Here is a 14,214-nt window from a genome sequence, read left to right as displayed (position 1 = left end):
ACTATGCCGATTAGAAACTGGAATCTGACACTCTCTCAGCTGGCTATTTTCTTTGAGGGAAGACTGGACGAGGCTTTAAATCTATGATATAATTTCCTCAGCTGACACGGAATTATGAACGGTCTCTTAGTCAGTGCTTTCATTTGAAGTGATATTGATATGTAACGTATTAAAGTAAGAAAAAAAGAAAAAGTTATTTTCTTTTTAAAATGTGTCTGTCGAGTTTTACGCAGCTGAAGATTCCTTCGAACACTTTTATTTCATTCAGATAACCCGTTACTTTTATTTCGTGTTTTCTTTTTTCTTTCATAAGGGTTTCGCTTATGAAATCCACCGTGTCTCCCACTTTAACCGGGGCCATAAATTCGCACTGGCTTCTTACAAGCACCACAAACGGATCATTTACCGTGGCCATTGCGCAGAAATCCGCTGCCCCGAACGTAAACCCTCCGTGTACAAGCCCCTCTTCGTCAACCGCCATCTCTTTTGTGGTTTCGAGTCTTACTTTTGCGCTGTCATGGCTTATTTCTATAAGCTGCCCGAATTTTTTTTGAAATTTCAGATGAGTGTTCAGTTTTTGTTTTTCCATTTATTCTCCTAAGAGTTTTTGTGATATTTTATCTAAATCTTTCTGAATAAATAAAGGTTCGAACTTTTTCATAAAAGGGTGTGATATTTCAAAATAGTGTTTTTCATCAAACAGGTTAACCGCCCATGTGAATTTTATGTTGTTCGATTCGAGATAATGCCTGTTGAGTAAAAAATCGTTTATCATGCCGAGTTTGCTGCCTATGATTAAAAAAAGTCTCGCATCGAAAAACGTTAAAAAGTCTATCATTTTGAAATTTTCTTTCACGGGTACGAGTATTCCCCCCGCGCCTTCTATTAACAGCACGTCGCAGAGGGGTTTTATTTTTTCGTACGATTTTTTTATTTTATTAAAATCGACCGTGCCGCAAACGTAAGGGGCAGCCGGAAGGCGGTGTCTTACGGGTACTATGTCGTCAATGGAGAGTTTTTTAAGAAGCGGGTTTAACGTTTTTGCCGTTTCAAAAAGCAAAGAACCGTCGGAGGGTTTTTCTTCAACACCGGTTTCTATCGGTTTCATTACGCCTATTTTATACCCTTTTTTAGAAAGGTGTTTCATAAGAAGAAGTGTCGAATATGTTTTACCCTGATCGGTGTTGTTCGCCGAAATAAAAATGTTCATTCTCCGCCTTTAATAAAAAAGTGTTATAATGATAATTATATCGGAAAAGGACGGTGATTAAAAAAAGAGGTGCTAAAAGGAGTTAATATGAGAAGAAAAATAGGATTTGCAGAGGCGTTCAGCATAGGTGTCGGGGGAATGGTCGGAGGAGGGATTTTCGCCGTTTTAGGGCTTACGATAGATTTGGCGAAGGGAGCCGCCCCCGTTGCCTTTTTGGTGGCCGGTTTAATAGCTTTGATAACTTCCTATTCTTATGTAAAACTGTCCATCGCATATCCGAGCGAAGGAGGAAGCATAGAATATATCGTTCAGACGTTCGGAAACAACCTGTTTTCTTCCATTGCGAACAATCTGCTGTTGATAAGTTACGTAATAATGCTTAGTCTTTACGCTTATGCGTTCGGAAGTTACGCAAGCGCGCTGTTTTACGGAAAAGAGGTTTTATGGTTTCATAAAATTGCGGCAAGCGGTGTTATAGTTTTTTTTGTTCTTATAAATCTTATGGGTGCTTTTTTAACCGGAAAAGCCGAGGATGTTATGGTGTTTATAAAAGTGTTCATTCTTTTGGTTTTCGTTGCGGTGGGGATTTTCAGTGCCGATTTTCACAGGCTTTCCCCGGAATTTTGGGAAAGCGGTATTAAAATCGTAACGGGGGGACTTATTATTTTCTTGGCATACGAGGGGTTTGAGCTTATCGCCAATACCGCAAAGGATGTAGTTAATCCTGAAAAGACGCTGCCGAAGGCGTTTTACAGCGCCGTTGTTTTTGTAATATTTCTATATGTGAGTATAGCGGCGGTTACTGTCGGAAACGTAAGTTTTGAAGAGGCTAAAAAAGCGCAGGATTATGTTCTTGCCATTGCGACGGAGCCTTTTTTCGGCACAGCGGGCTTTATAATTATTTCCGTAGCGGCGCTGCTTTCGACTGCAAGCGCAATTAACGCCACACTTTACGGAGGGGGAAGGGTGGGTTATCTTGTTGCGAAATTAGGAGAACTTCCCAGCGAATTCGGCAAAAAAATAAAAGAGGGTTACGAGGGTATGCTTATACTCGGGCTTCTTGCTATAATTTTCGCTACGAGTTTTGACATTCAGAATATTTCGGTGGCGGGAAGTTTGGGTTTTTTGCTTATTTTCGGACTTGTGAATCTGGCTAATTTCAAATTAAGAGGAAAAACGGGTTCGAATGTTTTTATACCGGCGCTCGGATTCGTACTCTGTTTCGCGGCGGCGGCCGTACTGATAGGTTACAATGCGAAACATTCACCCGACAGTCTTAAAAGCAGCCTGCTGGTTATTATTATTGTGATTTTATTCAGTTTTATATATTATAAGCTCGGTAAAAAAATGCAGTATATACTTGACGAAGATTTGAGAAAAGGGTTTTAATGGCTGACGATTTGGAAAAAACGGAAGAGCCCACCCCGAAGAAGATTGAAGATGCGAGAAAAGAGGGCAATGTTCCAAAATCAATGGAAACGAGCGGATTTGTCGTTCTTTTTATAGCTATAATCGTAATAATTTTTTATTTTAAATATGTTACGTACAATCTTGAAAAATTTTATATGTATTATATTTCCTTTGTTGGAATCGAACTTACGAAAAACGTAGTTTTTCAGCTTATGATCGAATCGGTTTTGAATTTTTTTATACTCATAGCGCCACTGCTGTTGGCGGTTTTAATAGCGGGTATACTCGGAAACGTTATGCAGTTCGGTTTTTTGTTTACGGTCAAACCCGTTATACCGAAGTTTGACAAAATAAATCCGGTAAAGGGCGTAAAAAGGCTTTTTTCGTTAAAAACGCTTGTTGAAGGGGTTAAAATGACCCTTAAGGTAAGCGTTGCTTTCGGAATGGGCGGATGGCTTTTTATGAAATTTTTAAACGAGATACCCAAGCTTGAACTTATGGGGTTTTTCGAACAGTTGAAATGGTTCGAGCAGAAGGCTCTTATAATAATTTTTGCAATGCTTGCCGTATTTGCGGTGTTCGCCGTTATAGATTTTATATATCAGAGATACAGTTATAAAAAATCTCTGAGAATGAGCAAACAGGAAATAAAGGACGAATACAAACAAACCGAGGGTAATCCCGAAATAAAAGCCAAAATAAGACAGCTTCAGCGTAAAATGGCAAAAAAAAGAATGATAAGCGAAGTGCCTAAAGCCGATGTGGTGATTACCAACCCAACACATTATGCCGTGGCTGTAAGATATGACAAAACCAAAGACGACGCTCCCCGTGTGGTTGCTAAAGGGGTTGACAACCTTGCGTTGAAAATCAAGGAAGTCGCCAGGGAGCACAGCGTTATGATTGTGGAAAACCCGCCTTTAGCAAGAGAGCTTTATAAATCGGTTGAAATTGACGAGGTTATACCCCAAAAACTGTATAAGGCCGTTGCGGAGGTTCTGGCATTCGTTTACAGGGCTAAGGGAAAAGTGTGAAAATCTGCAAAAGGGTTGTTTAAAAACGTCGCATACACTGTTAATTGCAATAACCCGGCGGTAACGATACTATTATTAATCATAAATTGATATAATTTCACCAAAAAGGCTTTATCAATGGATATATATAAAAAAGTTTGGGAAGAAATAGAAAAAGCCGATAATATTATGCTTATAGCCCATATTAATCCGGACGGCGATGCGTTAGGAAGTGAGCTTTCGTTATATCCGATTTTGAAAAAAATGGGTAAGAAAGTAACGGTGTTTAACGCAACTAAACCTCTGCCCGGGTATCTCGATTTTTTACCCAATTTTAATAAAATAACCGACACACCGCCTAAAAAGACGGATTTGACTGTTTCTTTTGACTGCGGAAGCTTCGACAGGCTGGGGCTGAGTGAAAAACCTTCTTTTTTGATTAATATCGATCACCATGTGTCGAATACGAAATACGGAGATATTAATTTGATAGAACCCAATCACGCTTCAACCTCACAGGTCGTGTATGACATATTAAAAGCCAACTCTATCGAAATTCCGACCGATAGCGCCGTTTGTATTTACACCGCGCTTGTAACCGATACGGGAAGTTTTCAGTATGAAAGTGTAAATGAAAAGGTGTTTGAGTGTGCGGCGGATCTGGTAAGGTGCGGCGTAAAGCCCGATTATGTTTCCAAAATGCTTTTTCAAAGGGACAGGCTCTCACGTTTGAGACTTCTTGCAAAAGCGTATGAAACGATTGAAATGTGTTGTGACGGCAAAGTCGCTTTTGTCGAGGTTACGAAAGAAATGATGGAAATTACAGGAGCGATTAAAGACGACACCGATACCATCGTAAACGGTGTGAGGGCGATTGCGCCGGTTGAAGTTGCATGTATGCTCAGGGAAGAAGACGAAGGGATTAAAATATCCCTGAGAAGTAAAAATTATGCGGATGTAAGCAAAATAGCTCAAAAATACGGAGGGGGAGGTCACATAAGGGCGGCAGGAGCCACCTTGAAAGACGAAACCGATTTTGAAAAAGTGAAAAATATGTTAAAAAGCGATTTAAAAGCTGTCTTGTTAACTTCGAATTAACCGCTGAAGTATAAAATTTTACAAAAAAGGAACGGTATGAAAAAACTATGGCTTCTGATTTTGGCATTGGTGGTAGGAGGAATCGGATTTGTCTATTTTTCCCCCATTTTTGAAAAAAATCCTCCGAAAATAATGGTGGGGGGCAACGGTTATACTAATTTGAAAAAACCTCTTAAAATAGTTCTTAAGGATGATTCCGGCATAAAATATTACCGTATAACGATGATAGCGGGCGGAAACGTGACGGAGCTTGCCACACTTACGGATCCGTCAATGGGTAAAAAAGTGGTTTTAAACATTAAGCTTCCTAAAACCGAAGCTAAGGAAATAAAACTGAATATCGTCGCCGTCGACACTTCCAAATGGCATTTTTTTGCTGGTAACGAGGCACAAAAAAGCGTAAGTCTGAAAGTCGACACTTCGGCGCCGTTAACCGAAATTATTAATAATTCTTATGCAATAGGCAGAGGCGGCAGTGCGGCGGTAGTCGTAAAAGTGAGCGACAAAAACCTTAAGGACAAATATATTTTGGTAAACGGAAAATACAGGTTTGAGCTGACCCCTTTTGTAAAGGACGATTATTACGTTTCTTTAATTGCTTGGCCTATTTACGAAAAAACGTTTGATGCGGAGCTTATAGCCGAAGACAGGGCGGATAACGTGGTAAGGGAGCATATCCCATATTATTGGAGAAAATACAGATATCCTAAGGCTAAAATAAACATTAGCGATAAATTTATAAACGGGGTAGCTAAAAGGGTTCTTGAAAAAATGGATATGAGTATTCCGGGCACACCGGTTGAGATATTTAAAAAGGTAAACGAAACGCTCAGGAAAATAAACGAGGAGGAAATACATAAAATCACTTCAAAGGTATACGAAGACAGAGTCGATTCTTTTTCAATAGCGAGATTCAACCCGCTGCCGGGAAGTGCGGTGAGGGCTTATTTTGGAGAATACAGAACCTATTATTATAACGGTAAAAAAATTTCCGAAGCCGTACATAAGGGAATAGATCTTGCTAAAATAAAAAGAGCCAAGATATATGCCAGCAATTACGGAAAAGTTGTGGCTGAAAAATATATAGGCATTTACGGAAACACCCTGATTATTTACCACAAATTGGGATTATACACATTGTACGGACACACTTCCGTGTTTAAAGTGAAAAACGATCAGATGGTAAAAAGAGGTCAGATAATCGCAAGAACAGGTTCTACGGGGGCGGTTTTCGGAGATCATCTCCATTTCGGGGTTTATGTACAGGGATACGCCGTAAACCCTCTTGAATGGATGGATCCTAAATGGATAAAACTGAATATAACGAATATTATAAACGGGGCCAAAAGGATAATCAATAAATGAGACAGAAAACTATAAGGGTTTTTGAAGTCGAAGATATAGATAATTTAAAAAAGGTTGTCGAAAGCAAGTACGAGCTGGTGAAGAATTATTATTTTTTATTAAAACGAAAAGACAAGGAAACGGAGGATTTTTTAAAAAGAAAAAATCTTCCTTTTTTTATACTGAACGGAGAATCTTTTACCCCTAAAAAGGAAATAATACCCGAAATTAAAATAATAGAAAAAAAAATAGTGGAAAAAACGAAACGCCAGACCGTAATTTATGATAAAATTATACGTAGCGGAGAAGAGATAAAAAGCGAGGATAATCTGATTTTTTTAAACAGAATAAACGCAGGCGCTAAAATAGTAACGTCCGGGAATGTTGAAATTTTCGCTGAATGCGAAGGTTTCGTAAAATGCGACGGGGATTATTTAATCGTTAAAATAAATAAGGGTACGGTTTTATATAAAGGTGCCGATATAGGTAAAATAGATAAGCTGACACTCTTTTCTAAAAATATCAGGAAGGTTTTGGAATGAAACAGAGAACTATCAAAAGGGCGGTCGAGGCGATCGGCATAGGACTTCACAAAGGTGTTCCGGTTAAATTGAGACTCGAGCCGATGGGGGAAGACAGCGGAATAATTTTTTACAGAAGCGATAAAGGTGTTAGTATACCTTTGAAGCCCGAATATGTCGTCGATACGAAAATGGCCACCGTAATAGGAAACGCCAATGCGGTTGTCTCCACCATAGAACATCTTATGAGCGCGGTGTATGCCTTCGGGATAGACAATTTAAGAATTGTTCTTGACAATGACGAGGTTCCGATTATGGACGGTAGCGCGGTCAGTTTTGTTATGATGATAGAAGAAGCCGGAATAAAAGAGCTCGATTTTCCTAAAAAGTTTTTAAAAATAACAAAAGAAGTGGAAATAAGAGAAGGTGAAAAATTTGCAAAACTCAAACCCAGTGATAAAATAAATTTTGATTTCGAAATAAATTTCGATCATCCGGTGATAGGAAACCAGAAATATTCGTTTAACTTTTCCACAAAAAATTACATTGAAGAAATAAGCAGGGCGAGAACTTTCGGCTTTTTGAAAGAGGTTCAGTATTTAAGAAGTATTGGGCTTGCTCTTGGCGGAAGTCTGGAAAACGCTATCGTTTTGGATGATAAAAAAATATTAAACGATTCGTTGAGATTCGAAGACGAGTTTGTCAGACATAAAATACTTGACGCAATAGGGGATATGAGCCTTTTAGGCGCTAATTTTATAGGAAGCTACGAAGCGAAGGCGAGCGGTCATCATTTAAACCATCTGCTTACCGAAAAACTTTTTGAAGAAGGCGCCTTTGAAATCGTAACATTTGAAAAAGAGGGAGAAAAAGCGGTTGCGAAAGCCTTTAGTTGATGTTGTGGCGATAGTGATTTCAAAGCCCTTGTTAATAGGCGTATATGAAAACGGCAGGCTTTTTAGTATTATAAAAAAAGAGGGAATGACAAGCGACGTATTGCCGGAGGTGTTTGAAGAGCTTTTGGAAAAGTATGAAATAAATTCGGTTGTTTACTCGAAGGGACCCGGCAGTTATATGGCTATAAAACTCGCTTATGTCTTTTTTAAAACCGTTTCTTTGGTGAAGAACATTAAATTATATGCGGCTGACGGTTTCTTTTTTAATAAAAATAATCCCATTAAAGCTGCCGGAAACAGTTATTTTGTTAAAAAAGAAGGTATAATTACATTAAAAAAAAATGAAACGGAAGGCTCTTTCGAACTTCCCGAAAAATTGAATTTTGGGGATTTCAGTGAAGATACGGAGCCTCTTTATATATTAAAAGCGGTTTAAGAAGGGTTTTGATGGTAATTACAGTTCCGGCGACAAGTGCCAATTTAGGGCCAGGGTTTGACACTTTAGGGCTTGCCCTTAATTTGAGAAATGAAATTGAAATAACTAAAAGTGAATATACGAGTATAGAAATTTACGGGGAAAACGCGGACTATCTCAGAACGCTTAAAAGAAACTATTTTGTAGAAATATTTATGGATCATTACAAAAATTTGACGGGTAAAGAGGACGGTTTTAGGTTTAAATTTAACAATAAAATCCCTCTCTCAAGGGGCCTCGGCAGCTCTTCGGCGGTAATAATAGCCGCCATTACCGCAGCGTATGAAGCTGCGGAAATTCCGTATAAAAAAGACAGAATCATTAATCTCGCCCTTGCTTACGAACCGCATCCGGACAATATCACTCCCGCCGCATTGGGCGGCTTTTGTGTGGCAAAACTGAGAAAAAACAGGGTTTATTTTTTAAAAAAATTCATTCCCACGTATTTGAGGGCGGTTGTGGTTATACCGAACAGAACCATCTCCACCCAGAAAAGCAGAAACGCCCTGAAGGCACATTACACTCTTAAAGACATAGTTACGAACATATCCAGCTCATCTATGATTACGGCCGCTTTTTTCAGCGAAAAGTTCGATATTTTAAGAAGCGTAGTGGAAGATAAGATTCATCAGGAAAACAGAATGAAAGCGGTTCCGGAACTGTTTAAAGTAAGGGAAATCGCGCTGAGAGAAGGCGCCCTTATGTCGACGCTAAGCGGCAGCGGTTCGACATTTTTCAATCTTGCCTATAAAGACGACGCATACAGCATTTATAACGTCCTTAGAGACAATTTTAAGGATTTTACGGTTAAAATACTGCAATTTGACAATGTTGGAGTAAAAGTATACAATTAACAATGGACAATGGAAAATGGAAAATAAAAAACACAAGCCGATTCGTATGTGTGTAGTCTGTAGAAATAGGTTTTTTCAGTGTGAGCTGAACAGAATACAGTGTGAAAATCAAAAACTGGTCAAATTTAAAGGGTACGGGCGCAGTTTGTATGTTTGTGAAGACTGTATCGGCAATAAAAAATTTATAAATTACATTGCAAAAATATGTAAAATTACAAAAGAAAAAGCAAAAGAGGAAATTTTCCATTTTCCATTTTCCATTTTAAATTAAAAAAGGAGTTTACTTGAAGATAAAAGTATCAGAGGTTGCAAGAGAGTTAGGTCTTAAAGCTAAGGAAGTGGTTGACATAGCTGCAAAAATAGGAATCGAAGCCAAAATAAGAGGTGAAATTTCTCCTATGGATGCGGCTAAGATCCAGGAATATTTTTTAAATGCCGGAAAAAAACCTAAGCCTCAGGAAAAAAAGCAAGAACCTGTGAAAAAAGAAGAAAAAGCCGAAAAACCGCAAAGAAGAAGGCGTTCGCGCAGCAGTTTTAACGATTTGGTCAAAAAAACACAAAAAGGGATCGAAGTAGTAAAAAAAGCCGAACCGAAACCCGAAGTGAAAAAAGATGAAAAACCGGAAGAAAAAACTGCTCCCAAACCGAAACAAAAACCAAAACCCAAGCCCCAGCCTGTTAAAAAGAGAGAAGAAAAGGAGCTGCAAATCAACGTTGACCTTGCCGATATGGATGTTATAGAAGAAAATCAGGTCGAACTTTTGGATTTGTATTTTAACGATATCAATATGAAAAACGACGATGAACTTGAAGAAAAAGCCAAAACAAAAACACAGCAGCAAAAACAGAAAAAAACCCAGCCTGTAAAAAGAAAAAGACCGAATACCGATGGTATAACCAAAGAGGCGGCCAAGAAGAAGAAAAAGAAAAAGAAAAAAGAAGCCGAACTGAAAACAGTAGTTATACCGAAAGAAGTGAGGGTTTACGAGTTTGCCGAAGCGGTAAACAAACCGTTAGAGGAAGTCATAGAGGCGTTGAGGGAATTCGGAGAAGAAAGAGACAAAAACGACTTTTTAGGAGAGGAATATATCGAAACGCTTGCGGAAGAATTCGGCGTTCCCGTGGAAGTTTACGATCCACTTGCGGAATTTGATTACGTTAAAAAGTACGATTCCGTTAAGGACGATGAAAAAGACCTCGTTGAAAGACCTCCGATAGTTACGATAATGGGTCATGTCGACCACGGTAAGACAAGTTTACTCGACAAAATAAGAAATTCCAGGGTGGCCGCTAAGGAAGCGGGAGGAATTACGCAGCATATCGGTGCGTATATGGTTGAAAAAGACGGTAAAAAAATAACCTTTATAGACACCCCGGGACACGAAGCGTTTACGGAAATGAGGGCGAGGGGTGCGCAGGTTACCGATATCGCTATTATTGTTGTTGCGGCTGATGACGGAGTAATGCCTCAAACACGCGAAGCCATCGCCCATGCACAGGCGGCGGACGTTCCGTTTATAGTTGCCGTAAACAAAATAGACAAGCCGCAGGCGAATCCTGATCTGGTCAAATCACAGCTTGCAGAAATGGGAATTACGCCAGTGGAGTGGGGCGGTGAGTTTGAATTTGTAAACGTTTCGGCAAAAACGGGCGAGGGAATTGACGATCTGCTTGAGACTATTCTGCTTCAGGCGGAAATGATGGAGCTTAAAGCGAATCCGAAAAGAAAAGCGAAAGCCGTGGTAATCGAAAGCAGGGTTGAAAAAGGCAAAGGCCCCGTTGCGACAATTATCGTTAAGAACGGAACCCTTAAAAAAGCCAACAGTTTTGTCTGCGGTAAAACATACGGAAGAGTAAGATTGATTGTGGATGATCTCGGAAAACAGAAAAAAGAAGTGCTTCCGGGTGAACCGGCGGAAATTACGGGCTTTGACGAAGTACCGATGGCAGGGGACGTTTTAGTTGCGGTTGAAAGTGACAAAACGGCAAAAGAGACGGCTGAAAAATGGAAAGAGTTCTTAGAAGAGAGGGAAAAATCAAAATCGACAAAAACGACGCTTGAAGACTTACAGAAAATGATTTTAGAGGGTGAACTTAAAAAACTGCCTGTAATTGTAAAAGCGGATACGCAGGGAAGTGTGGAGGCGATTAAAGGAAGCCTTGCAAAACTTAAAAACGAAGAAGTTAAAGTCGACGTAATTCACAGCGATGTGGGTGCCATTACCGAAAACGACGTCATTTTGGCAAAAGCGAGCGAGCCTCATGCCATTATTTTAGGATTTAACGTAAGACCTACCTCAGGAGCTAAAAACAAAGCGAAACAAGAGGGAATCGAAATCAGAACATATTCTATTATTTATGATCTGATTGATGATGTCAAAGAGCTTCTATCTGGTCTTATGACACCTAAGGTTACGGAGGAGGTCACCGCTACCGTTGAAGTGAGGGATGTTTTCAGTGTTCCGAGAGTCGGGACCGTCGCCGGATGTTACGTCCAGGACGGTGTTGTTCACAGGGGTGATTTTGTAAGGGTGATAAGAGACGGTGTGGTTATTTACGATTCGAAACTTGCAAGCCTTAAAAGATTTAAAGACGACGTGAAGGAAGTAGGAAAAGGCTTTGAGTGCGGTATTATGGTCGAAGGTTATAACGACGTAAAAGTCGGGGATATTCTCGAAACATACAGAAAAATAGAAGAAAAAGCCAAATTTGAATAAAGACATTGTTTCTAAAGAGGTGGTAAAGTCCGTTTTACTCGAGCTTGCCCGCTCCCTTTTCGGACTTGATATAAAAGATATCACTCTTATAAATGAAGAGTTCGAAAGAGTCGAAAGCAGGCGTGCCGATATTGTTGCTGTTGCCGATAACGATAAAATATTGCATATTGAAATACAGACGAATTATGATAAACTTATGCCTCTTAGGATGCTCAGGTATTATACCGATATTAAAACCAAATATTTTGATTTTCCCGTTTTGCAGTATGTCGTATATCTCGGAAAAGGTAATCTGAAAAACTTTATTGTTGATGAAAAACTTGATTATTCTTATAATTTAATAGATATGAAAAAAGTCGACTGTAATGTGTTTCTCGGTAAAAACACCCCCGAGGATATCGTATTGGCTATTCTTTGCGATTTTAAGGATAAAAATCCGGAAAATGTGGTAGAATATATTATAGAAAAACTGATAAGCATTACGGATTCCAACGGGTTTAAAAAATATATGCTTATTTTAGAGGAGTTCAGTGAATTAAGGGATTTACAAAAGATTGTAAAGGAGAAGGAAATGTTTATTACAAACAAAGTTAAATTTGAAGACCTTCCGAGTTATGAAATAGGTATGGAAAAAGGTATAGAAAAAGGTATGGAAAAGGGTATGGAAAAAGGAATCATAGCCCTTTACAAGATAACGAAAGATATTAATTTAATCGAAAAAGAGATGGGTGTGGGAAAAGACAAAATTTTAATAATTCTGGAAAAAAACGGAATAAGGGTTAAACATTGAAAAGTATTAAAGTGCAGAGAAAAGAGTCGATTTTAAAAGAGATTATTCCAGAGGCGCTTTCCCAGATGAACGACGGCAGAATAAGAGGTTTAAGCGTTGTTGATGTTGTATGCAGCAGGGACGGAAGCGACGCTAAAGTCTATCTTGAAAAAAGCTATTTAAACGACAAAGAACAGCGTGCAAGCCTCAAACAGCTAAAACAAGCAAGAGGTTACATTCAAAACTACTGCCTTAAAGCCACGGGCTGGTTTAAAGTGCCGAATTTGAGCTTTACGTTTGACGAACTGCTTGAGCGCGAAAACAAAATGGAAGAACTGTTTGAAAAAATTTCCAAAAAAGACAAATGATTTTCGTAACCGACCTTGATAAGACGTTTTTAAGAAGCGATCTTACTCTCAGCGAATTCAGTAAAAACATTTGGAACAATTTTCCCTTTCCTTTGACTATTGCCACTGCAAGGAGTTATAAAGGTTCTACATCTTTATTAAAAGGACTTAATCTAAAATATCCTATGGTTTTACTTGACGGGGCTATGATTGCAGATTCCAAAGGCCGGGTTATTAAAATAAACGATATTGACAGAAAAACAGGTGATGAAATTATAGATTTAATCGAAAAAGAGTTTGATGAAAGACCTCTTATTGTCGGTTTTGAAGAAATCGGAAATGAAAAGTTTCTTTATCCCAAAAAAATTAACAGATATCAAGAAGAACTTCTGCAAAATTATAAAAACGACGGCAGGGTTTTGAATATCGAAAACTTAAGGGCCTTTAAACACAATCTTAAAATGGTTTATTTAGGCGAAGAGCATCTTCTTAAAAAAATTGAAAACAAAATCAAAAGCATTTTTGAACTGGAAACGAAACTTAGCAAAGATCCTTATATGGAGTGCTGGTTTTTAACGGTGCTTCATCCGCTCGGTGACAAGGCCTATGCGTTAAAAAAACTCGAGGAGATTATGGAAGTAGATACCAAAGACGTAACGGTGTTCGGTGACAGCCTGAATGATATGGGAATGTTCGAATATGCCGGAAAATCAATTGCCGTAAAAAACGCACTTGAAGAGGTTAAAAAAAGAGCCGATTTAATTCTTCCGCATACAAACGATGAAGACGCGGTTGCGAAATATCTTTCAGGATATCTGTAAAAAATCAAAAATGATATAATTAAATAAAAAAGGAATTTAATGAACAGAAGTGAATTAAATGATATTATAAAAAACATTGTCGAAGACAACGGCTGCGAACTTTATGATATAGAACTCAGTGAAGAAGGCGGGCATAAATATTTCAGGGTTTATATAACTAAACCCGGCGGCGTTTCACTTAACGACTGCGCAAAAATAAACAATCTTATCTCCCCGATATTCGACATAGAAGAGCCGGTGGAAGGGAAGTATTTTCTTGAAGTGAGCTCTCCGGGACTTGAGAGAAAACTTACAAAACCCGAACATTTTGCAAAAAGCATAGGCGAAAACGTAAAAGTGACAACCACAGAAGGGCAGAAAATAAAAGGAGTGCTTAAAAGTTTTAATGACAACGTGGCGGAAATAGGAAAAGAAAAAGTGCCTTTTGAAAATATTAAAAAAGCCAAGACATATATCGAATGGAATACGTATAAATATAGTGAATAAATGGAGATATATTTAAATTATTTGAAATAAATGTAAAGAGAATTTATTATGCCTAAATTTAACGACCTTGATTTAAAAAATTGGAAAAACTGCGATATTAATACCGACAGCTTGTGGTTAATAAATGAAAGGGATAAATCCGGAAAGCATAAAAATATCTATCACGGGAACTTTATTCCTCAAATTCCGTATCAGCTTATTAAAAGATATACAAAAGAAAATGATATCGTAATCGAACCTTTTATGGGAAGTG

The 14,214-nt window shown here is 38.5% G+C and carries 16 protein-coding genes; 14 read left to right on the top strand and 2 right to left on the bottom strand.

Annotated features, from left to right (window positions below; translation table 11 throughout):
• Positions 1–193: 193 nt before the first annotated feature.
• Together ACXJIE_RS06040 and bioD are read right to left on the bottom strand one after the other, a co-directional pair.
• A complete protein-coding gene (locus ACXJIE_RS06040) occupies positions 194–589 on the bottom strand; it encodes a hotdog domain-containing protein (protein ID WP_456480071.1) in 396 nt (131 codons plus the stop codon).
• On the bottom strand, positions 590–1,210 hold the full coding sequence (gene bioD / locus ACXJIE_RS06035) for a dethiobiotin synthase (protein ID WP_456480070.1): 621 nt from the start codon (positions 1,208–1,210) through the stop codon (positions 590–592).
• Between the two features lie 87 nt (positions 1,211–1,297).
• Here bioD and ACXJIE_RS06030 point away from each other — a divergent pair, with 87 nt between their 5' ends.
• The 14 genes from ACXJIE_RS06030 to ACXJIE_RS05965 form a co-directional block, all read left to right on the top strand.
• On the top strand, positions 1,298–2,599 hold the full coding sequence (locus tag ACXJIE_RS06030) for an APC family permease (protein ID WP_456480069.1): 1,302 nt from the start codon (positions 1,298–1,300) through the stop codon (positions 2,597–2,599).
• A complete protein-coding gene (gene flhB / locus ACXJIE_RS06025; protein WP_456480068.1) occupies positions 2,599–3,654 on the top strand; it encodes a flagellar biosynthesis protein FlhB in 1,056 nt (351 codons plus the stop codon). The genes ACXJIE_RS06030 and flhB overlap by 1 nt, the downstream gene beginning before the upstream one ends.
• Before the next feature lie 117 nt (positions 3,655–3,771).
• Positions 3,772–4,731 carry a DHH family phosphoesterase gene (locus tag ACXJIE_RS06020; protein WP_456480067.1) on the top strand — a complete coding sequence of 320 codons (960 nt, stop codon included), beginning with the start codon at positions 3,772–3,774 and terminating at the stop codon, positions 4,729–4,731.
• A 36-nt stretch (positions 4,732–4,767) separates the two neighbouring features.
• Complete coding sequence (locus tag ACXJIE_RS06015) at positions 4,768–6,096, top strand: M23 family metallopeptidase (RefSeq protein WP_456480066.1); 1,329 nt, start codon at positions 4,768–4,770, stop codon at positions 6,094–6,096.
• A complete protein-coding gene (locus tag ACXJIE_RS06010) occupies positions 6,093–6,617 on the top strand; it encodes a septum site-determining protein MinC (protein WP_456480065.1) in 525 nt (174 codons plus the stop codon). The genes ACXJIE_RS06015 and ACXJIE_RS06010 overlap by 4 nt, the downstream gene beginning before the upstream one ends.
• On the top strand, positions 6,614–7,492 hold the full coding sequence (gene lpxC, locus ACXJIE_RS06005; protein ID WP_456480064.1) for a UDP-3-O-acyl-N-acetylglucosamine deacetylase: 879 nt from the start codon (positions 6,614–6,616) through the stop codon (positions 7,490–7,492). The genes ACXJIE_RS06010 and lpxC overlap by 4 nt, the downstream gene beginning before the upstream one ends.
• Positions 7,473–7,928, top strand: coding sequence for a hypothetical protein (locus tag ACXJIE_RS06000; RefSeq protein WP_456480063.1), 456 nt, complete (start codon positions 7,473–7,475; stop codon positions 7,926–7,928). Before lpxC ends, ACXJIE_RS06000 begins: the two co-directional genes overlap by 20 nt.
• Before the next feature lie 11 nt (positions 7,929–7,939).
• Complete coding sequence (gene thrB, locus ACXJIE_RS05995) at positions 7,940–8,821, top strand: homoserine kinase (protein ID WP_456480062.1); 882 nt, start codon at positions 7,940–7,942, stop codon at positions 8,819–8,821.
• A 284-nt stretch (positions 8,822–9,105) separates the two neighbouring features.
• Positions 9,106–11,538, top strand: coding sequence for a translation initiation factor IF-2 (gene infB / locus ACXJIE_RS05990; RefSeq protein WP_456480061.1), 2,433 nt, complete (start codon positions 9,106–9,108; stop codon positions 11,536–11,538).
• A complete protein-coding gene (locus tag ACXJIE_RS05985; protein WP_456480060.1) occupies positions 11,531–12,328 on the top strand; it encodes an RpnC/YadD family protein in 798 nt (265 codons plus the stop codon). Before infB ends, ACXJIE_RS05985 begins: the two co-directional genes overlap by 8 nt.
• Positions 12,325–12,675 carry a 30S ribosome-binding factor RbfA gene (gene rbfA / locus ACXJIE_RS05980; RefSeq protein WP_456480059.1) on the top strand — a complete coding sequence of 117 codons (351 nt, stop codon included), beginning with the start codon at positions 12,325–12,327 and terminating at the stop codon, positions 12,673–12,675. The genes ACXJIE_RS05985 and rbfA overlap by 4 nt, the downstream gene beginning before the upstream one ends.
• The gene (locus tag ACXJIE_RS05975) at positions 12,672–13,475 is read left to right on the top strand and encodes an HAD-IIB family hydrolase (protein ID WP_456480058.1); all 804 of its coding nucleotides are present in this window, start codon (positions 12,672–12,674) and stop codon (positions 13,473–13,475) included. The genes rbfA and ACXJIE_RS05975 overlap by 4 nt, the downstream gene beginning before the upstream one ends.
• A 39-nt stretch (positions 13,476–13,514) precedes the next feature.
• Complete coding sequence (rimP, locus tag ACXJIE_RS05970; protein ID WP_456480057.1) at positions 13,515–13,961, top strand: ribosome maturation factor RimP; 447 nt, start codon at positions 13,515–13,517, stop codon at positions 13,959–13,961.
• Between the two features lie 48 nt (positions 13,962–14,009).
• Positions 14,010–14,214, top strand: a 205-nt coding sequence (locus ACXJIE_RS05965; protein WP_456480056.1) for a DNA methyltransferase, incomplete at its 3' end; no start/stop codon positions are given.

This window comes from Nautilia sp., from assembly GCF_053994455.1.
This window is presented reverse-complemented; position numbering and strand designations above follow the sequence as displayed.

Excerpts from the sequence above, each read along its gene's own strand:
- rimP (WP_456480057.1), top strand. The coding sequence starts at position 13,515 with ATGAACAGAAGTGAATTAAATGATATTATAAAAAACATTGTCGAAGAC.
- ACXJIE_RS06020 (WP_456480067.1), top strand. The coding sequence starts at position 3,772 with ATGGATATATATAAAAAAGTTTGGGAAGAAATAGAAAAAGCCGATAAT.
- bioD (WP_456480070.1), bottom strand. The coding sequence starts at position 1,210 with ATGAACATTTTTATTTCGGCGAACAACACCGATCAGGGTAAAACATAT.
- ACXJIE_RS05975 (WP_456480058.1), top strand. The coding sequence starts at position 12,672 with ATGATTTTCGTAACCGACCTTGATAAGACGTTTTTAAGAAGCGATCTT.
- flhB (WP_456480068.1), top strand. The coding sequence starts at position 2,599 with ATGGCTGACGATTTGGAAAAAACGGAAGAGCCCACCCCGAAGAAGATT.
- ACXJIE_RS06015 (WP_456480066.1), top strand. The coding sequence starts at position 4,768 with ATGAAAAAACTATGGCTTCTGATTTTGGCATTGGTGGTAGGAGGAATC.
- ACXJIE_RS06030 (WP_456480069.1), top strand. The coding sequence starts at position 1,298 with ATGAGAAGAAAAATAGGATTTGCAGAGGCGTTCAGCATAGGTGTCGGG.
- thrB (WP_456480062.1), top strand. The coding sequence starts at position 7,940 with ATGGTAATTACAGTTCCGGCGACAAGTGCCAATTTAGGGCCAGGGTTT.
- ACXJIE_RS06040 (WP_456480071.1), bottom strand. The coding sequence starts at position 589 with ATGGAAAAACAAAAACTGAACACTCATCTGAAATTTCAAAAAAAATTC.
- ACXJIE_RS06010 (WP_456480065.1), top strand. The coding sequence starts at position 6,093 with ATGAGACAGAAAACTATAAGGGTTTTTGAAGTCGAAGATATAGATAAT.
- lpxC (WP_456480064.1), top strand. The coding sequence starts at position 6,614 with ATGAAACAGAGAACTATCAAAAGGGCGGTCGAGGCGATCGGCATAGGA.